The organism is Naasia aerilata (assembly GCF_030296595.1).
GTDB lineage: Bacteria > Actinomycetota > Actinomycetes > Actinomycetales > Microbacteriaceae > Naasia > Naasia aerilata.
The window spans coordinates 2,797,779-2,816,933 of sequence record NZ_AP027731.1 but is presented as its reverse complement, the minus strand read 5'-3'; the positions used below and the strand labels follow the sequence as shown (position 1 = coordinate 2,816,933).

Genomic DNA, 19,155 nt, shown 5'->3' with positions numbered 1-19,155 from the left:
GCAACTCGAGTCGATCTCTACTGGAGGACGTCGTCCGCCCGGGGCTCCGCGGCGTCCAGCTCGCCCATCGACGAGTCCGGGTCAGCGCCGTTCCCGCGACCGCGGCCGTTCCCGGAACCGCGCACGGCGTCCTGGAGCTCCATGTCTGTGGGCTCCAGCGACGGGACCAGGTTGATCGGCTCCGTCTTCGTCGGGACGGACGGGACCATGACGGTACCGTCCTCGCGGCGGTGCCGCGCCTGCGGGCTGAGCTGCGGGGTTCCCTTGACGATCGGCCCCTGGCCCTGGAGCGGCACGGTCACGTCCCGGCCCGGTGCGACCTCGTACGCGACGCCGCGGACGCGGAAGGACACGGGGTTCTCCCCTCCAGCACGGTGAAGTGCAGGGAGTCCTTGCGCACCGTCGCCCGGAAGCGCGTGCCGTGCCAGATCATCCGGAAGGTGAGCTCCGGCCACGAGTCCGGCAGCCGCGGGTCGAAGGTGAGGTGCCCGTCGTGATCGCGCATGCCCGCGAAGCCGGAGACGAGCGCGCTCCACACGCCGCCCGCCGAGGCGACGTGGACGCCGTCCCGGGTGTTGCGGTGCAGGTCGGCGAGATCCACGTAGAGGCTGTGCAGGAAGTACTCCAGGGCGAGGTCCTGGTAGCCGATCTCCGCCGCGATGATCGACTGCACCACGTTCGACAGCGTCGAGTCGCCGGTGGTCAGCGGGTCGTAGTACTCGAAGTCGGCCCGCTTCTCCTCCTGCGTGAAGTGGTTGCCGAGCAGGAACAGCGCGAGCACGACATCCGCCTGCTTGAGCACCTGGAAGCGGTAGATGACGAGCGGGTGGAAGTGCAGCAGCAGCGGCTTCTGGTCCTCGGGGGTGTTCGCGAGGTCCCACACCTCGCGCTCGAGGAAGTGCGCGTCCTGCGGGTGGATGTGCAGGGCCTCGGAGTACGGGATCGCCATCGCCGCGGCGGCGCGCTCCCACTCGACGATCTCGTCGTCCCGCAGGTTCAGCCGGGCGACCATGCGCGCGTACGCCTCGGGACGCTGGCGCAGCAGGTCCCGCACGCTGCGCACCGCGTACATGAGGTTGAAGCGGGCCATGACGTTGGTGAACAGGTTGTCGTTGACGACCGTCGTGTACTCGTCGGGGCCGGTGACGCCGTGGATGTGGAACGTCTCGCCGCCGTTGTGCCGCCAGAAGCCGAGAGTCGCCCACATGCGCGCGGTCTCCACCGCGATGTCGATCGCGCCGTTCGCGAGGAACGCGATGTCCGCCGTCGCGTGCATGAACTTCGCGAGCGCATACGTGATGTCGGCGTTGATGTGGTACTGCGCGGTGCCGGCCGCGTAGTAGGCGGACGCCTCCTCGCCGTTGATGGTGCGCCATGGGAAGAGCGCGCCGTCCTCGTTGAGCATCCGCGCGCGGGCTCGGGCGCGGGGCAGCATCTGCTCGCGGGCGCGCAGCGCGTTCCGGGCCCAGAGCGGGTTCGTGTACGCGAGGTAGGGCAGGACGTAGATCTCGGTGTCCCAGAAGTAGTGGCCGCCGTAGCCGCTGCCGGTCACGCCCTTGGCCGGGATGCCGAGGCCGTCCGCGCGCGCCGACGCCTGAGCCAGGTGGAACAGGTTCCAGCGGATCGCCTGCTGCACGTCGGGGTGGCCGGCGAGCTCGATGTCGGCCCGCTCCCAGTAGGCGTCGAGCCAGTCGCGCTGCGCGACGTACTGGGCGCTGATGCCCTGCATCGCGGTGCGGTCGAGCGTGCGGCTGCAGCGGTCGAGGAGCTCGCGCGTGGGCGTCGTCCGGGACGTGTGGTACGCCACGACCTTGGTGATCTTCACCGGGACCCCGCGGCGGGCCTGGACGTTGTAGACGTTCTTCGCGATGTCGGCCTGGATGCTGCGCTCGACCCGGTACTCGTTGCGCGTGTCTATCACGTGATCGGCGGCGACCGCGACGCGCATCCCCGAGTTCGCGACCCGGTAGCTGAGCACGCTGCGATTGCCCTGCTGCCAGTACTCCCCCGGCAGCAGCACGCGGTCCGCGATGCGCTCGGCGCGGCGGGGGTCGAGCGTCGCGGTCTCCGGCATCCCGCCGTACTCGTCCTCGCCGTCCTGGCGGTTGATGAGCTGGCAGGACACAGTGATGGGCGCGTCGGCGTCGAGCAGCTCGACCTCAATGGTGAGCACCGCGGTGTGCCGCTCGGTGAAGGACACCATGCGGCTCGTGACGACGCGCACGCGCTTGCCCGCCGGGGTCAGCCACACCAGGTGCCGGCTGAGGACGCCCGTGCGGAAGTCGAGGATGCGCTCGTACTCGAGGAGGTCCGCGTCGCCGAGCGAGAGCGGCTCGTCGTCGACGTAGAGGCGCATGACCTTGCTGTCGGGTGCGTTGACGATCGTCTGGCCGACCTCCGCGAAGCCGTACGCCTGCTCGGCGTGCCGGATCTTCCACGTCTCGTGCAGTCCGTTGAGGAAGGTGCCGTGCTCGTGCGCCTTGCGGCCCTCCGCGCTGTTGCCGCGCATGCCGAGGAAGCCGTTGCCGACGGCGAAGAGGGTCTCGGAGACGTCCATGGCCTCGGGCGTGAACACCGCCTCGCGCAGCCGCCACGGGTCGATCGGGAAGCGGTCCCGGTCGAGACCGACGAAGTCCGGGTCGTGCGTCATCCTGCGTCTCCCACCAGGACCCCGAGGTCCTCGATCACCACATCCGCGCCGGCGTCGAGCAGTGCCTGCTCGCCGACCCCGCGGTCCACTCCGATCACGAGCGCGAACGCGCCCGCATGCCCTGCGGCGACGCCGCTGATCGCGTCCTCGAGGACGACCGACTCTGCCGGCTCGACGCCGAGGGCCTCCGCCGCGAAGACGAACATGTCGCCCGCCGGCTTTCCGGCCAGGTTCTCCCGTGTCGCGACCTCTCCGTCGACGACGACCGGGAACAGGTCGCGGATCCGGGCGCCCACGAGCACCTTCTCCGCGTTCTTCGAGCTCGACACGACCGCCATCGGCTTGCCCTCGGCACTCAGCTGCCGGAGGAGCGCCAGGGAGCCCGGGTACGGGCTCACGCCGTCCTCGTCGATGATCTTCGAGAAGACGTCGTTCTTGCGGTTGCCGATGCCGCAGACGGTGTCGGCGGTCGACGGATCCTCGGGCGAGCCCCACGGCACCTCGATGCCGCGCGAGGCGAGGAGCCCGGCGACGCCGTCGTAGCGCTTCTTGCCGTCGAGATAGGTGAAGTAGTCCTCGTCGGTGTACGGCTCGGTCACGCCCTTGGCGGCGAAGAGGGCGGTGAACATCTCCCGCCACGCGTGCATGTGCACGTCGGCGGTCGGCGTGAGCACGCCGTCGAGGTCGAACAGGACGGCGCGATAGTCGTCCAGGTTCGGCAGAGTCGCACTCACGGGCACTCCCGGCGGTCGAGAAGGAACAGGGGGCGGGAGCCGGCCGTGCCGGCTGTTCGATCCGGCAGCACTCGCCGGCCACGACGGTGAGGCCGGGGAAAGGATAACCCCGTGCCGATGCATGGATGCCCCCGGCTCGCCAGAGGCGAAACGCCTCCGACCGGCACTAGCCGGCCGCGAGCAGAGCGGATCCGGCGACAGCGAGCACGATTCCGAGGCCTTGCAGGAGGCTGAGGCGCTCCCGCAGGACCAGGAAGGCGAGCAGCACGGTGCCGAGCGGGTACAGCGCGTTGAGCACGCCCATGACCGCCAAGTCGCCGAGGTGCAGCCCCATGACCAGCAGGATGTTGCCGGCGCCGAGCGCGATGCCGGCGACGAGGGACTGGGTCAGGGCGGTCCGGTTGCGGAGGCCGGCGAGCTCGGACGGACCCCGCCGAATCCGGCCGACCAGGAGGAGGGCGCCGAAGAGCACGGCCGCGACGCCGAGGTCCATCAGCAGCGGCACGAGCCCCGACTCGGGCGGAGTGCGGTCGATCGCGACGATGTACGCGGCATAGCCGACGCCCGCGATGAGCCCCAGCACGGCGGCACGCGGGCGCACCCGGAGAGCGTCGCTCTCCCGCGGGATCGCGAGGAGGACGCCCGCGCCGAGAACGGCGATGAGCGCGATCCAGCCCGAGGCGGAAAAGGTCTCGCCCAGGGAGACCCCCACGAGGACGGGGAGCAGGGCGTAGATCGCCGCGACCCCGGGCGAGAGGATGCTCATCGGCCCGAGCGCGAGGCTCGCGTAGAACGCCCAGGTGCCCGCTGCCCCGACGACCCCGGCGACGATGCCGAGCACCACGGCGTCCACGGACCAGACGGGGTCCTCGATCACCAGCGCGACCGCCGCGATCGCGACGGCGACCACGGAGCTGAGGAAGCAGACGAGGAGGGACGTCACCCGGCGCGACGCGAGCCCGCCGAAGAAGTCGGACGCGCCGTAGATGAGGGCGCTCGCCAGACCGAGGAGCGCCACCATCCCCTCATCCTGGCGGAAGCGGGGAGCCGCGGGCGGCTAGCCCATTCCCCGGATGCGTGTCGGCTCGATCACGAGGAGCAGCCGGGTCTGGTCGCGGCCGCCGAACCAGGGGTACGGCCGGCCGAGGTAGCGCTGGGACAGCTTGTCGATGTGCTCGGCGGCGCCCTCCTCCGTCGCCTCGCGCACGGTGCCGCGCACCTCGATGTAGCGACTCGGGTTGTCCGGCGACGAGACGACGAGCGCGACGCGCGGGTCGCGCTCGATGTTCCGCACCTTCTGATGCGTGGTCACCGTGTTGATGAGCACGTTCGTACCGTCGGTGTCCACCCAGGTCTGCGTCAGCTGCGGTGAGCCGTCCGGCATCGTCGTCGAGAGATAGCAGGTGCTTGGCTGCCGCAGCAGGTCGGCGAGCTCGTCGGACAGCGGCACGGATCCCCCTCGTTCTGGCCCGGAGCCGGACCGCTCCCTCACCCTACGTCGCTGGAACGGCGGTCGCGGACGCCCCCGACTCCGAGCGGTGTCGCCCCGCATTGCACGGGATGACAGAGATATTGCAGCCCCGGGATCGATCCCATGCCGCCGTTTGAGCGTCAATACGCTCGCCGACAGTTCACTTCCCCTGAGGCCGGTGCGAATCCCGGCCCTCTCTATTCGAGGAGATTCCCCGTGTCCATCGCTCTCGCCGCCGCCCTCCGCTCCGCCGGCGCCTCCACCGTCCTGCTGCCCGGCGACGCCGGCTTCCAGGACGAGCTCACCGGATTCAACCTGCACCCCCACCACTCCCCCGATGTGGTCGTCGCCGCCAGGACGGCCGGCGACGTCGCGGCCGCCGTGCGCGTCGCGCAGGACGAGGACCTCCCCGTGATGGTGCTGGGCCTCGGGCACGGGATGCTCAAGGACGCCCGGGGCGGCATCGTGATCACGACGCGGGGCCTCGCCTCCGTCCAGCTCGACCTCGAGAACCGACTCGTCCGCGTCGGGGCCGGCACGCAGTGGAAGGAGGTCCTCGACACGGTCACTCCGCACGGACTCGCCGCTCTCTGCGGCTCCAGCCCGGAGGTCGGCGTCGTCGGCTTCGTGCTCGGCGGCGGCATGGGCCCGATCGCGCGCAGCTACGGCTTCGCGGCCGACCACGTCGAGTCGATCGAGATCGTGACGCCCGCGCAGGGCCTCGTGCACGCGTCGCCGACCGAGAACCCGGAGCTCTTCTGGGCCCTCCGTGGCGGCAAGACCGGCTTCGGCGTCGTCACCGCGGTCACGCTCGACGTGTTCCCCATCGAGACGATCTACGGCGGGGGCCTCTACTTCGACGAGCCCGACGTCAAGAAGGTGCTCGACACCTTCGCCTCGTGGTCAAAGACGCTGCCCCTGTGCGCCTCGGCGTCGATCGGCCTCATCCGGGTCCCGCCGCTGCCCGACATCCCGGAGCCGCTGCGGGGCAAGTTCGTCGCACACCTGCGGTTCGCCGCGCTGGACGACGCGGTGCGGGGCGAGGAGATCCTCGCGCCGATCCGCGCGGTCGCGACGCCGCTGCTCGACATGGTGGGGATGCTCCCCTACTCCCAGATCGGACTCATCCACTCCGACCCCACGACGCCCATGCCGGTCAACGAGGGCGGGATGCTGCTCGAGTCGTTCGACCAGGAGGTCGTCGACGCGCTCTGGGCCGCCGTCGGCCCGGAGGCTCCGGTGCCGCTGATCATGGCCGAGATCCGCACGCTCGGCGGCAAGGTCGCCGAGCAGGCCGCGGAGCCCAACGCCGTGAGCGGCCGCGGCGCCGCGTACAGCCTGTTCCTGCTGGGAGCGCCCGTCCCGGAGTTGCTCGACACGGTCATCCCGGAGGTCATTCACGGCGTCTTCGGGAGGCTCGAGCAGTGGCGGGCCGAGGAGCTGCTCATCAACTTCGTGGGCCGCGCGAACGGTCCCGACGCTCTCGACCGCGTATGGAAGCCCGAGATCGCGGAGCGCCTCGACGCCGTCCGCCGCGCCGCCGACCCCGAGGGCCTCTTCGCCTTCGACCGCCGGCCGGCCCTCGTCGGCTGAGCCGGCCGCAACACCGACCGGGCGGCCGGGACACGGGATCGATCCCCGGGTCCCGGCCGCCCATGAGTACGTTCCGGCCCGGATGGTACGGCGTACCGCGCAACCTGGGCCGGAACGTACCAGGTAGGGGTGCCCGCTACTCCCGTGCCTTGCGGGTGGCCCGCGCGTTGGCTTTCTCGATCGCGTCGACCAGCTCGTCCTTCTTCATCGACGAACGCCCGCTGATGTCGAGCCGCTTCGCGAGGTCCATCAGGTGCTCCTTCGACGCGTTGGCGTCGACGCCGCCCCTGGTCTCGCCGGCCGAGTCGCGGCCACCCTCCGCCTTCTCGTCGGAGGGGCCCTTCTGGTCCTTCTCCTCCCAGTGGTCGCCGACCTTCTCGTAGGAGTGCTTGAGGGACGCGAATGCGGTGCGATGGGCGCGCTCGCCGTCCCCGTACTCCTTCTCGGCCGACTCCAGGGTCTTCTCGTAGATCTCCTGCGCGTGCTCGTCCGATCGGGCGATCGTCGAGGGCAGGTCCTCCTTGTCGGGCATGACGTTTCCTTCCTCTCCGTGGGCCGGTGCGGCTCAGTCGCCCGGGTCGGTGATGACGCCGGTCGGGGCGGCGTCCTCCACGGTGTGGGTCGAGCCGAGCTCTTCCGCGAGCGCGGCGCCGGCCTCGATGGCCTCCTCCTTGCCCGAATAGCTCTCCGAGCGCTCCGGGTGTCCCTCGACCTCGTTGACCCACTGCCCGCGCTTGTCCCGCGTCCGCACGTCGCCGTCCGCCATCGGTGCTCCCTCCGTCGCCATGGCCGCACCGTGCTGCGGCCGCATTCCCCAGCCAACACCCGCCGGACCAGGGACGACACCCCTTGCACTGCGCCGCATTGCGCACGCCCCGCGTCAGATAGCAGGGAGATTGCACGCCCCATTCCGGCCGGATCCCAGGCTTCGCCGGTCAATAGCGTCGCTTCCGCGGCCGACGAGCTGCCGCACTCCTGGCCCTCCAACCTCAAGGACAACGACACTCATGACCACCTCCGCCCCCGCCCCCGCTCCCGTCGAGACCGTTGCGACGCCTGCTCCCGTCCCCGGGCGCGGGCTCGGCATCGCGGGCCTCGTGCTCGCGTTCGTCGCCCCCTCGTCGGGCTCATCCTCAGCATCATCGCCAAGTCCCAGTCGAAGAAGGTCGGCGCGAAGAACGGCCCCGCGACCGCCGGCATCTGGGTGTCGATCGTCGTCATGGTTCTGACCCTCGCCATCGTCGGCGTGGCCATCGCCATGAGCGCCTCCGCCGTCAACGCAGCCGTCGAGGTGTGCAACCAGCTCGGCGAGGGCACCTGGGACGTCGACGGCGTCACCTACACCTGCGGCTGATCCCGGCCCGAGAAGAAGGAAGGACCCCCGGACAGTTTCCGGGGTCCTTCCTCGTGTGCGGGGCCGCGGGCTCAGCCGAGGTCGAGGGCCGTCCAGGACACCGGCGGCAGCGTGACTGTCAGCGTCCCGCCGTCGACGCGGGCCGAGTCGTTCGGCCGGAGGGCCACCCGGTTCTGGTCCTCGAGCGTGTTCTTGGCGTACACGTCCTCGTCGTGGAGGCTGGAGGCGCGGACGCTGCCGAAGGAGCCGAGTCCGCGGACGTCCAGCTCGACCGTGATCGGCTCGTCCTGGCTGCGGTTCACCAGGAACACGGCGGCCTTGCCGGCCTCGTCGTCCAGCGTCGCGACGGCATCCACCAGCGCGGCGCCGCCGTACGCCTTCGTGTCGTAGCTCGGCGCCGAGATCATCGGCCGGATGACGCGGCCCTTCGCGAGCGCCGCCGTGGTGGCGAAGGGGAAGAAGGTGGTCTGCCGCCAGGCCGGCCCGCCGGGCTCCGTCACGATCGGCGCGATCACGTTCACGAGCTGCGCGAGGCTGGCCGAGGTGACCCGGTCGCTGTGCTGCAGCAGGGTGATCAGCAGGTTGCCGAGCACGACCGCATCGGCCACGGAGTAGACGTCCTCGAGAAGGCGCGGCGCGTACGGCCAGTCCTCCCTCTTCTCCTCCGACTTCAGCATGTGCTCCTCGAGGTACCAGATGTTCCACTCGTCGAAGGAGATGTTGATCGTCTTCTTGCCGCGCAGCTTGTGCTTCACGTGATCCGCGGTCGCCACGACGGTCTCGATGAAGTACTGCATGTCGAGCGACGAGGCGAGGAAGCTTCCCAGGTCGCGGTTCCGCTCCTGGTAGTACGCGTGGCAGGAGATGTAGTCGACCGAGTCGTAGGTGTGCTCGAGCACGATCCGCTCCCAGTCCCCGAACGTGGGCATCTGCGAGCCGGACGACCCGCAGACCACGAGCTCCAGGGTGGGATCGAGCATCTTCATCGCGGAGGCGGTCCGTCCGGCGATCTTGCCGTAGTCGTCCGCCGACATGTGGCCCACCTGCCAGGGTCCGTCCATCTCGTTGCCGAGGCACCACATGCGGATGTCGTAGGGCTCGGGCGAGCCGTTCTTCGCCCGCAGGTCGGACAGGTGCGTCCCGCCCGGGTGGTTGGTGTACTCGAGCAGGTCGAGCGCCGCGTCGACGCCGCGGGTGCCGAGGTTGACCGCCATCATCAGCTCGCTGTCGGCGGCCTTGCACCACTTCGCGAACTCGTCGACGCCGACCTCGTTCGTCTCCAGCGAGTGCCAGGCGAGGTCGAGGCGCTTGGGCCGGCTCTCGCGGGGGCCGACGCCGTCCTCCCATCGGTAGCCGGACACGAAGTTCCCGCCCGGATAGCGGATCGTCGTCGTGCCGAGCTCGCGGACGAGGTCGAGCACGTCCTGCCGGAAGCCGTCCTGGTTGGCCGTGGGGTGGGTCGGCTCGTAGATGCCGTCGTAGACGCAGCGGCCGAGGTGCTCGACGAACGACCCGAAGATCCTCGGGTTCACGGGCGCGATCTCTGCCGAGCGGTCGAGCGTGATCCTGGCGGTAACCACTTGTTCTCCTCTCCCCGCCGGAAGCGGGGTATCTGACGGCGCGCACAGCGCAGGGCGCGGCCTCCCATTCTTCCCTGCGCACGTAGGCTGGTTCGCCTACCTCTGCGACGAAGGAGCACCGTGACCGCGGGAACGAATTGGGCCGGCAACTACGCCTATCGGGCGTCGGAGGTGCAGTCGCCCGGGACCGTCGAGGAGCTGCAGGAGCTCGTCAGCCGGTCGCCCGCGATCCGGGCGCTCGGCACCCGGCACTGCTTCAACGACATCGCCGACACCTCGGGCGTCCTCGTCTCGCTCGCCGCGATGCCGGCGGTGGCCGAGATCGACGAGAGCCGCTCCGTCGTGACGGTCAACGCGGGCGCCCGCTACGGCGAGCTCGCAGGCGCTCTGGAGCCCCAGGGGTGGGCGCTCGCGAACCTCGCCTCACTCCCCCACATCTCGGTGGCGGGTGCCGTGGCCACCGGGACCCACGGGTCCGGCGTGGGCAACGGGTCGCTCGCTGCCGCGGTCACGGCGGTGGAGCTCGTCGACGCCGAGGGCGAGCTGCGCCGCTTCGTCCGCGACGAGGACTCCGAGTTCCCGGGAACGGTCGTCGCCCTCGGCGCCCTCGGCATCGTGACGAGCCTCGACCTGCGGATCGAGCCCACCTACGAGGTCGCGCAGACCGTGTTCGAGCGCCTGCCGCTCGACGCGGCTCTCGCGAACTTCGAGGAGATCATGGGCGCCGGCTACAGCGTGAGCGTGTTCACCCGCTGGCGCGACGACGTTCTCGACCAGATCTGGGTGAAGCGCCGCTCCGGCGACCCCGAGCTCGGGGCCGAGCTGTTCGGCGCGCTCCCGGCGCCCGAGGATCGGCATCCGATTCCGGGCATGCCGTCGGTCAACTCGACCGTCCAGCAGGGCGTGCCGGGGCCCTGGTCGGCGCGGCTCCCCCACTTCAAGATGGAGTTCACGCCGAGCGCCGGTGAGGAGCTGCAGACCGAGTACCTGCTGCCCTTCAAGTCGGCCGTGCCCGCGCTCGAGGCTATGCGGGGCCTCGCCGACCGGATCGCGCCCCTCCTGCAGACCTCCGAGATCCGCTCCATCCAGCGCGACGACCTCTGGCTGAGCCCCGCCTACGAGCAGGACTCGGTGGCGTTCCACTTCACCTGGGTGCAGGACGAGGCCGCGGTCGCGGCGCTGCTGCCCGCGCTCGAGGCCGCGCTCGAGCCGTTCGGCGCGCGTCCCCACTGGGGCAAGGTCTTCACGACGAGCGCTGGCCGGATCGCCGAGCTGTACGACCGCCTGCCCGATTTCGTGCGCCTCGCCGAGCGGCTGGACGCGCGCGGCGCCTTCCGCAACGACTACCTGGAGCGCGTGGTCTTCTCCGCCGTCTGAGCCACCGCCGGCGCGGCGACCGACTCGACGGGCTGGCCGGCCGGCTCGCCGGACAGGGCCGCGCCGCGCTCGATCCGGTGCAGCTCGTCCTGGGCCTGCATCGCGAGCGCCGAGAACGCGTCGAGATCGACGGCCGACGCCGATCGGGGGCGGACGCCCATGAGGCAGAACGTGCCGATCGTGTCGCCGGAGAGCGACTGCAGCGGGTGCCCCGCGTAGAAGTTGATGAACGCGACCTCCCGGAACGGGTTCACCTTGAAGCGCGGGTCGCGCCGGGCATCCGGCACGACCAGGGGGTCCGGCTGCTCCACCGCGTACTTGCAGAACGTGAGCTCGAGCGGGACGACGCTCGGCAGCCCGCCGGGCATCGCGTAGCGGAGGCGGTCGCCGTCGACGAGGCTGACGGTGGCGATCTCGACGCCGAACCGGCGCTTCGCCTCCCGCGCGATGCGCTGCAGCTCTGCAGAACCGCCCTCTGCGGCGAGCTCGATCGCCTGGTCGATCCCCGCCCAGTCGGACACCGGGGAGAGGTCCGGCAGGGCGCGGACCGCGCCACCATCCCGGACACGCTGCTCGTTCAGCACGGGCGCCAGCTGGTCCGCGAGCATGCTCGCCCACTCGGCGTAGGCCTCCGGAGAGCCGTAGGGACGGGCGCCGGTGAGGTCGGCGGCACCGAGGGGGAAGAACCGGACGCGGTCGTAGTCGGCGGCGATCGAGGCGCTCGCCGCGTTGAGGCGGCGCGCATGCCGGTCCGCCACAGCGCCGAGCGCCGTCTGGTACATCGGGACGGAGCTCGGAGGCTGGATGCCGGCGAGGAGGATGGGCACCTCGGGCGCTGCGCGGTCGAGGAGCGTGTCGAGGAGGCGTCGGAGACCCTTCGTCCACTCGGCGACGGGTGTGAGCCGGACGGCGTCGTTGACCCCGAGAACGACCGCGATGCTGTCGTACGCGCCGAGTTCGCGGTTCCCGAGCCACGGCAGGGCTGCGGCGAGGTTCATGGTCTCGTCGCCGATGTAGTCGACACCGCACGGGCGCTGCGTCCGGGTCGGCAGCTCGCGACCCAGCTGCCCGGTGAGCGCGAGCGCGTGCGTCGCGACGCCCCAGCCGTGGCAGGGGCCGTTGCCGAGCAGCAGCACGGAGTCGAAGCCCGAGTCGGCGGGCCGCCAGCTGGGCAGGTCGCGCGGGCGCGGGACCGAGCCGGCTTCCTTCAGGTGCAGCGCGTACCAGATGCGCGTGGCGGGACGGAGGGCTTCGTACAGCGGCACTGGCGTCCTCTCCTCGGGCGCGGCGCCGCCCGGTGCTCGACGCTACGACGCGCCCTCCGGCGGGGGCTTCCGGCGCGCCGGGCGTGGCTGGAAGGGGCGAAAACCGTTCAACTGAGAGAAATCCGAGCGATTCGGTCGCGACACCGCGCGAATCAGCGGAGTTGTACTCCTCCTCACTTCTATTGTCAAAGCATGCCTTCCGACCCCCGTGCCTCCGCTGTTCTCAGCCGCATGCGGGCCCCCGGGCAGTGGACGCCGCTCTTGTGGCCGCGGTGCGCCGGCTGACCGATCCGCCCGTCGACGAGCTGGACGCTGAGCCCGCCCCCGAGCCCGAAGCCATCACCACCGGTCCTCAGTACTGGGCCCGGGCCCGCGTCCCCCGTCCGCCGGTCACCAAGTCGCGCACCGGCATCACCGTGAGCCCGTACCGTCTGGCTCCGGACGAGCAGGTCGGCGACCCCGAGCTGCTGCGGAACCTGCGCATGGCGGCTCCGGGCCTCGTGCGCACCGCCGGCGAAATCCTCGACATCGAGGGCCCGATGCCGCTCCAGCGGCTGATCACGCTGCTGGCCAAGCGCTTCGGCATCCCCCGCCTCGACCCGCAGCGCCGCCACCACATGACGCGCGTCGTCGCCCCGCAGTTCCGGGTCATCGAGGACTTCGCCTGGCCCACCGGCACCAAGCCGGCCACCTGGCGCTCCGCTCGTCGGGTCGGCGACCCGAGCGTCCGCCGCCTCGCCGACATCAGCCGGGAGGAGCTCCTCAACGCGATGGAGTTCGTGCTCGGAGGCGTCGACGAGCTGAGCGCGGAGGAGCTGCTCACCGAGACCGCCACGCTGCTCGGCTACCCGCGCATCCCGGGCCCCATGCGCGGCTGGGTCGTGGACGCGCTCACCCGCGGCATCGAGTCGGGACGCTTCGCCGAGCGCGACGAGGCCATCCGCCTTCCCTGACCTCCGCCGCGCAGCGCTGCGATGCTGGAACGCCGCCGCGCTCCCCTCGCTGAACTGACACAGCTCCTCCGGACCGAGCAGCAGCTCGACCGCCTGCACTGAGTCCGCGATCGTCTCGGGACGCGACGCGCCGAGGATCGGGACACCGACGCGCCGGCAGGACGCCTTGACCGCCTCTTGCGAGGTACTCCCAGACGGCCTGGACGCCACAAATCGGCGTCGAGGGGTTGACCGTCAGCCGACGTGCGGCCAGCATTCAGCGCGTTCTATGCTACGAACACCCGACCCTCAACCCGATGAGGAAAGGACCCATGATGTCGTGCGCTCGGAAGGCCCGCCGATGAGGGCCCTGTATGTCGTCCTCTCGTCGCTCGTGTTCACCGTGCTGGTGTTGCTCGGAGTGACGGGCATCGTCTTGGCCGGTGGAGCGCGACCGGCGGGCTGGCCCTACTACCTGGCGCTCGCGGCGCTCATCCTGCTGACGCTTCCCGCCGTCGCCCTCGGTGCGTTCGTGCAGTGGTGGCCCATCGAGCCGTGGCGTGGTCGTGGCCGCCGCTACCTGCTCCGCATGGTGGTCGTGACGGTCGCGCTCCAGGTGGTCGGCGCGGTGTTGGCCGTCTTGGTGGCGGGAGAGCAGCGGATGCCGATGTGGCAGCCGGCGCTGTACCTCGCCCTCGTCGCAGTACTGACCGTGGCCAACGTCGCTCTCGCGCGCTGGGTGCGCCGGCGCGACGACCTCCGTCCGCCTGCACCGTCGGCGGTCTGGAATCGCGACGTCATCCGCCGCAAGAGCCGCACGGTGGCGCTGTGGTTCCTGGGTGCCCTTCTCGTCTTCGGGGTCGGGCTCTTCGTGCTCGAGACGGTCGTGCCCGAGGCCGGGGACCGGGACAGCAGCCTGATGCTGGTGTGGCTGGCGCTCTCGCTGGCGTTCCTCACCGGCTCGTTCGCCTGCATGGTGGTGGCCTGGCCGCTGCTTCGTCAGGTGCGGGAGGTGAAGGGCCGATATGTCTCGGACCTCCGGACCATCGCACGAGTGGTGATCAAGGGCAAGAAGGAGGACCTGAGCGAGGAGGAGGAGGGGCGAGCAGCCCGGTACGCGCGCATCATGACCGCGTACTACCCCTTCCAGATCGCGCAGTTCACGTTCCTCTACCTCGGCATCCTCTGCCAGCAGCTCCCCCGTGCCCTCGGTGACGACGGCGCCGGCCTCCGCCCCTTCTCGGTCTACCTGAGCGTTCTGCTGGTCGTCGTCTTCGTCGTTATGGTCCCGCTGGTGCTGCGCCAGTGGCGGCGGGCGAAGCGCTACGCCGCCACGCACGCCGACGTCCTCGCCGTCTGACTCCGCCGCCGAGAGAGGAGCGGGTCCGTCGTGCGCGCAGTCCACATGGTGGCGTCCGCGGTGCTGTTCGTCGCGCTCCTGGTGGCGGGCATGTCTCGCCTCTTCGCGAGCGGGGTGCTCGGCGACCCCGTCCCGCTCGCGCTACACGCAGTGGGTCTTCTTCTGATGACCATTCCAGCGATCGTGCACGGCGCTCTCGTTCAGTGGTGGCCGCTTGAGTCGCGGGCGCAACTGACGCGCCTGGCGGTCATCATCGGTGCCGTTCAGCTGGTCGGTGCCGTTGTGATCGTGGCTGTCCCCGCGCACGTGGCACAGCTCGAGAACCTCTCGCTCCTGGCCGGAACGGCGGCGCTCAGCGTTGGCAACGTCATGGTCGCGCTCGCGATTCGCAAGCATCAGGCGAAGCGACCGCCGGCGGCGGCTCCTGAGAAGTGGGGTCGCGCCGAGATCCGGTCCAGGTGGCTCAACGCCGCCGAGTGGGGCGTAGGCACCGGGCTTGTCACGGCGGCGCTCATGCTCGGACTAAGTCTTTCCCTCCACGAGCGGCTTGCCGACGAGTGGCCCAGCGCCGTTCGATTCGCCCTTGTATATGGGCTGCTCGCCTTCGGCGTGGCGGCCGCGATCGTAGCCTGGCCGCTGACGGAGGCGCTTCGACAGCTCGCCGTCACCGCGCCATCCCGCGTGCCCGCCATCCGGCGAGCGGTCGGGCGCGGAAGTGGTCCTGAGTTGAGCCCGGAGCTGGTCCCTCTCGCCCGTCGTTATGCCCGCATCAGCACGGTCAGGTTCCCGTTCCTCATGGCGATCGTCTTGGCGTACCTGACCGCCACGCTCGGGATAGAGGCCGAACAGCTGTCGGAGCCCATCCGAGACACCGCCGACGTGATGGCGGTGGTCGGCGTCGTAGGCGTGGTCGGAACCTGCGTCGCCGTTTGCGGCGCCTTGGCATTTCAGCTGCGGAACGCCCGTCGCTACCTCGCGGCCCACCCGCTCGTTCCGGCCGCCGCCGGCCATCTCGACTGAAGCAAGGAGCAACGATGCGCACGCTGTACGTTCTCGGCCTGGTGGTCCTCGATCTCCTGATCCTGCTGCTCGGGGCCGTGGTGATCGCGATCACGGACCTCGACAAGGAGAGCGGTCTCGGCGCGCTTCGCACGCTGCCGACGCTGCTGCTCGTGCTGCCGCACTTCACCGTCGCCCACTACGTGTTGAGCCTCCGCGGCGACACGGATCCCGAGGTCCGGCGCAAGTCCCGCCGCACGACGCTGATCCTCGCCGCGAGCTTCGCCGCCGTCGGAGCCGTGCTCCTCATCGGACTGACCGCGGCCTTCAGCGGTCCGATCCCGATCGCGCTGATTGCCAGCGCGCTGGGCGGCGCCGCACTGGCCTACGCCCTGTTCGTCGGGGAGGCGGTGGCGAAGCGGTATCGCGCCCGCCATCCGGACGCCGAGCACCCGACCGTGGACGACGCGCCCATCCCTCCGGCCACCCGGCGCAAGTGGATCTTCCTGGCGGTGGGCACGGCCGTTGCGGGGTTCGTGGTCAGCCTCGCGCTCTTCCGCTCCGTGTTCGCCACCAGCGACTTCTCGGCTGCGGCGGGCCTGGCGCTGATGATCGGCGGCTTCCTCGGCTGCCTCGTCACCCTCATCTTCACCTGGCGGTCCGGGCGGGACCTGCGCCGGCTCACTGCGGCGAACTTCGGCAACCGGCAAGGCGTGCCCTACTCGGTCGTCACGGGCAAGTTCGACCGCATCAGGCCTGCCGAGGAGCCGGAGGCCGTGCGGTATGCCACCCGGCTCGTGGCGCTCCAGCCGGTCAGCGTCGTCGGGCTCGCGCTCCTCTTCGGGGGCGCCTATCTGAGTCTCGTCCTGCTCGCCCTCGCCGGAGGGCACGGGCTCACGCAGAGCAATGTGGTCACATTCATCTTCGGCGGGGTGACGGGCGTGATCCTGGTCGTCCTCCTCACTCGGCAGTACCGCAACGCGAAGAAGTACCTCGCCCTGCACGGGGGCGCCGCGCAAGGGGTCGAGCAGACGCGCTGAGGTGGGTGGTTCATCGCCCCTCAGTAGCCCACGGGCCGGTGCGGCACGTAGTGCTCGCCGAGCCGGCTCAGCTCATCGTCGGTGAGGACCAGATCGGCCGCGGCAACCGCGTCCTCGAGGTGGTGCGCCTTCGTGGCGCCCACGATGGGCGCAGTCACGGCGGGCTGGGCGAGCACCCAGGCCAGCGCGACCTGAGCGCGGGACACCTGCCGCTCCCCGCGATCGCCGCGACGGTCTCCGCGACGCGGCGGTCCGCCTCCTCGGCCTGCGTGTACAGGGTGCGGCCGAACTCGTCCGTCTCGGTGCGCGCCGTCTCGGTGTCCCAGTCGCGGGTCAGACGACCCCGCGCGAGCGGACTCCAGGGGATGACGCCGACACCCTGGTCGAGGCAGAGCGGCAGCATCTCCCTCTCCTCCTCGCGCATCACCAGGTTGTACTGCGGCTGCATCGACACGAAGCGGGTCCAGCCGTGCCGCTCCGCGGTCTGCTGCGCCTTCGCGAACTGCCACGCCGCCATGGAGGACGCGCCGATGTAGCGGGTCTTGCCAGCACTGACGACGTCGTGAAGAGCCTCCATGGTCTCCTCGATGGGCACGTGCGGGTCCCAGCGGTGGATCTGATAGAGATCCACGTAGTCCGTGCGCAGGCGCCGGAGGCTGGCGTCGATCTGGGTCAGGATCGCGCCTCGGGACAGGCCAGAGCCGTTCGGGCCGTCACCCATCCGCCCGTGGACCTTGGTGGCGATGACGATCTCCTCGCGGCGCGCGTATTCGGGCAGCAGGCGTCCGAGGAAATCCTCACTGCTGCCCGCCGAGTACACGTTCGCGGTGTCAAAGGTGATGATGCCGGCTTCGATGGCCTGACGAAGGAATGGCCGCGTCGCCTCGAAGTCGAGCGACCAAGGATGCGGACCGGAGCTCGGGTCGCCGTAGCTCATGCAGCCGAGGATGACCCTCGACACCCGGAGTCCCGAGTTCCCCAGTCGAACCTGTTGCATCGCGCTGCCTGCCCTACTCTGCTGTGTCTGCCGGCGGCCCGGAGGCCCTTCGGGCAGGCGAGGGATTGACGGCCGCCCGCTTTCGCAGAGTACGTCACCCGGCGACGCGGGCCGGACCGCGGCCGCAGTCGGCCGCTAGGGGCCTGATTTCGAGACGCGGGCTGACGCCCGCTCCTCAATCATCGGTGTGCGGGCTTCGGCATCACCCCATGGAGGAGCACCGCCCTCCACCGATGATTGAGGAGCCCGCGGAGCGGGCGTCTCGAAATCAGGCCCCATGCTGAGGCGAGCGCCTAGAAGGGCGGAATCTCCGTACCGTCCGGTGCCCACGTCGTCTGCGCGACCGCTCTCCCGGGTGGTGCCCCGGGTGGCCGGGCGGCGATCCTGGTCGCGGGTTCGGTGCGGTAGATCTTCCCGGCGGGTGAGATGCAGATCAGCTCGCCGGATCCGTCCGGGTCTTGGGTGATGGTCCAGTCGGTTCCGTGTTTCAGGCGGTGGTGGCCCTTGCAGAGGCAGGCGAGGTTGCAGGCGTCGGTGCAGCCGCCTTCCTCCCATGGCTTCGTATGGTCGAGGTCGCACCGGTCGGCGGGCCGGTTGCAGCCGACGAACCGGCAGGTCCCGTCCCGTTGACGGAGATACCGGGCCAGCTCCTCCGGGATCCGGTACCGGGTGCGGCCGAATTGGACGGTGACTCCAGTGTCGGGGTCGGTCAGGATCCGGTGCAGCCCTTTCGACTGCCCGACGAGCTGCGCGGCGGTCTCGGGGTCGATGGGCCCGTAACCGGCGAGCATGGCCGGTTCCCCGTAGCGGCCGGCGAGCTTGAGAGCCGGGAGGGCGGCGAGCTGATCGGCCGCTGACTCGATGTCGGGCTCCGCGGCTCCGCCGGCGGTGAACGGGAGCAGGTTGAGAGCCGGCACGGTCACGTGCACGGTGGGGACGATGCCGCGGGGTCGGGCGTTCGGGATCCGGGCGTGGGTGTGGCCGTCCTCGGCGGGGAGGATGGCCCCGTCGTCGAGGAGCACGTCGCGGAACACGTCCGCCCGCAGCTGCGCGTGGGTGCGGGTCTCGTCCTTGGTCTTCAGCGAGCGGGCGGCCTTGTCGAGGAAGTCATCGATCCCGGACGCGACCGGTGCCGCCAGGTAGGCGCCGATCCAGGCCATGCCGTCCTTGGCCGGTTCTCGGCGGACCTCGCGCTCGGCGTAGGCGTTCCTGTGGCGTTCGGTCAGCTCGTCCGGGTGGATCAGCTGCACCAGCACCTTCACCTTGCGATCGAACTTCGCCGCGGTCAGCGTCTCCGCGTACGGCAGCGCCCGGCGTTCCAGCTCGGCGATCTCGGCCGGGCTGAGGCCGGCGGTGGCGTCGGCGAGGATCCGGGCGTGCCGCTCCCCGAACGCCCCGTCGCGAAACCTCTCCAAGGTGGTGGGCAGTTCGTGCACCAGAGTCCGTGCCCGCACCACCAGGGCCTCCGCGGTGACCTCCGGGATCGATATGGCGCCCGCGACCTCGGCCCGCAGCGCCCGCGCCTGCAGGCCCGCCGGGTCGGTGCTCAGCGAGGCGCCGTAGGCGTTCTCGAACGCCTGCCGGACCTCGTCCACGATCACGTACCGCTGCGCGGTGAAGAAGTTCGTGTCCCGCTCGTTCAGCTGCAGATCATCCACCGCGTAGCGCAGCGCGGTCAGCCGCTCGGCACCCTCCGAGCCGCCGTCCGGGGCGCCGGTCGATGGAGTCAACAGCGACATGAGCAGGGACTCCTCTCCGATCCGATGCCCACAACATACGACCACCCTCCGACATCGGTTCCGG

The 19,155-nt window shown here is 70.5% G+C and carries 17 protein-coding genes and 1 pseudogene; 7 read left to right on the top strand and 11 right to left on the bottom strand.

Features of this window, described 5'->3' with window-relative positions:
• Positions 1–17 precede the first annotated feature (17 nt).
• From QUE51_RS18260 to QUE51_RS14620, 5 genes are all read right to left on the bottom strand, one after another.
• Positions 18–353: a hypothetical protein gene (locus tag QUE51_RS18260; protein WP_350226672.1), complete on the bottom strand. Its 336-nt coding sequence runs from the start codon at positions 351–353 to the stop codon at positions 18–20.
• Positions 299–2,650, bottom strand: coding sequence for a glycoside hydrolase family 65 protein (locus tag QUE51_RS14635; RefSeq protein WP_350226671.1), 2,352 nt, complete (start codon positions 2,648–2,650; stop codon positions 299–301). Before QUE51_RS14635 ends, QUE51_RS18260 begins: the two co-directional genes overlap by 55 nt.
• On the bottom strand, positions 2,647–3,384 hold the full coding sequence (locus QUE51_RS14630; RefSeq protein WP_286277088.1) for an HAD family hydrolase: 738 nt from the start codon (positions 3,382–3,384) through the stop codon (positions 2,647–2,649). Before QUE51_RS14630 ends, QUE51_RS14635 begins: the two co-directional genes overlap by 4 nt.
• A 166-nt stretch (positions 3,385–3,550) precedes the next feature.
• A complete protein-coding gene (locus QUE51_RS14625) occupies positions 3,551–4,405 on the bottom strand; it encodes a DMT family transporter (RefSeq protein WP_286277086.1) in 855 nt (284 codons plus the stop codon).
• A 36-nt stretch (positions 4,406–4,441) separates the two neighbouring features.
• Positions 4,442–4,834 (bottom strand): PPOX class F420-dependent oxidoreductase, encoded by a 393-nt coding sequence (locus tag QUE51_RS14620; RefSeq protein WP_286277084.1) that lies wholly within the window; start codon positions 4,832–4,834, stop codon positions 4,442–4,444.
• Between the two features lie 237 nt (positions 4,835–5,071).
• Here QUE51_RS14620 and QUE51_RS14615 point away from each other — a divergent pair, with 237 nt between their 5' ends.
• Positions 5,072–6,448 (top strand): FAD-binding oxidoreductase, encoded by a 1,377-nt coding sequence (locus tag QUE51_RS14615; protein WP_286277083.1) that lies wholly within the window; start codon positions 5,072–5,074, stop codon positions 6,446–6,448.
• 136 nt (positions 6,449–6,584) lie between these two features.
• On the opposite strand, the gene QUE51_RS14610 is transcribed toward QUE51_RS14615, so the two are convergent.
• The gene (locus QUE51_RS14610) at positions 6,585–6,980 is read right to left on the bottom strand and encodes a ChaB family protein (protein WP_286277082.1); all 396 of its coding nucleotides are present in this window, start codon (positions 6,978–6,980) and stop codon (positions 6,585–6,587) included.
• Positions 6,981–7,013: 33 nt separating this feature from the next.
• Entirely contained in the window at positions 7,014–7,235 is a 222-nt protein-coding gene (locus QUE51_RS14605) for a DUF2188 domain-containing protein (protein ID WP_286277081.1), read from the bottom strand.
• 432 nt (positions 7,236–7,667) lie between these two features.
• Here QUE51_RS14605 and QUE51_RS14600 point away from each other — a divergent pair, with 432 nt between their 5' ends.
• Entirely contained in the window at positions 7,668–7,802 is a 135-nt protein-coding gene (locus QUE51_RS14600; RefSeq protein WP_286277080.1) for a hypothetical protein, read from the top strand.
• A gap of 71 nt (positions 7,803–7,873) precedes the next feature.
• Here QUE51_RS14600 and arfA read toward each other — a convergent pair whose 3' ends face one another.
• On the bottom strand, positions 7,874–9,382 hold the full coding sequence (gene arfA / locus QUE51_RS14595; RefSeq protein WP_286277078.1) for an arabinosylfuranosidase ArfA: 1,509 nt from the start codon (positions 9,380–9,382) through the stop codon (positions 7,874–7,876).
• Between the two features lie 120 nt (positions 9,383–9,502).
• Here arfA and QUE51_RS14590 point away from each other — a divergent pair, with 120 nt between their 5' ends.
• Positions 9,503–10,759: an FAD-binding protein gene (locus QUE51_RS14590; RefSeq protein ID WP_286277077.1), complete on the top strand. Its 1,257-nt coding sequence runs from the start codon at positions 9,503–9,505 to the stop codon at positions 10,757–10,759.
• On the opposite strand, the gene QUE51_RS14585 is transcribed toward QUE51_RS14590, so the two are convergent.
• Positions 10,726–12,024, bottom strand: a complete 1,299-nt coding sequence (locus tag QUE51_RS14585) for a GAF domain-containing protein (RefSeq protein WP_286277076.1) — start codon at positions 12,022–12,024, stop codon at positions 10,726–10,728. The genes QUE51_RS14590 and QUE51_RS14585 overlap by 34 nt on opposite strands.
• 248 nt (positions 12,025–12,272) lie before the next feature.
• Here QUE51_RS14585 and QUE51_RS14580 point away from each other — a divergent pair, with 248 nt between their 5' ends.
• From QUE51_RS14580 to QUE51_RS14565, 4 genes are all read left to right on the top strand, one after another.
• Entirely contained in the window at positions 12,273–12,977 is a 705-nt protein-coding gene (locus QUE51_RS14580; RefSeq protein ID WP_286277074.1) for a hypothetical protein, read from the top strand.
• Positions 12,978–13,317: 340 nt separating this feature from the next.
• Complete coding sequence (locus QUE51_RS14575; protein ID WP_286277072.1) at positions 13,318–14,316, top strand: hypothetical protein; 999 nt, start codon at positions 13,318–13,320, stop codon at positions 14,314–14,316.
• A 30-nt stretch (positions 14,317–14,346) separates the two neighbouring features.
• Positions 14,347–15,336 (top strand): hypothetical protein, encoded by a 990-nt coding sequence (locus tag QUE51_RS14570; RefSeq protein ID WP_286277070.1) that lies wholly within the window; start codon positions 14,347–14,349, stop codon positions 15,334–15,336.
• A 14-nt stretch (positions 15,337–15,350) separates the two neighbouring features.
• On the top strand, positions 15,351–16,355 hold the full coding sequence (locus tag QUE51_RS14565) for a hypothetical protein (protein ID WP_286277068.1): 1,005 nt from the start codon (positions 15,351–15,353) through the stop codon (positions 16,353–16,355).
• Between the two features lie 20 nt (positions 16,356–16,375).
• Here the strand turns inward: QUE51_RS14565 and QUE51_RS14560 are convergent.
• Together QUE51_RS14560 and QUE51_RS14555 are read right to left on the bottom strand one after the other, a co-directional pair.
• Positions 16,376–17,352: pseudogene (locus QUE51_RS14560) on the bottom strand (aldo/keto reductase).
• 293 nt (positions 17,353–17,645) lie between these two features.
• Positions 17,646–19,091, bottom strand: coding sequence for an HNH endonuclease signature motif containing protein (locus tag QUE51_RS14555; RefSeq protein ID WP_286277067.1), 1,446 nt, complete (start codon positions 19,089–19,091; stop codon positions 17,646–17,648).
• Positions 19,092–19,155 lie beyond the last annotated feature (64 nt).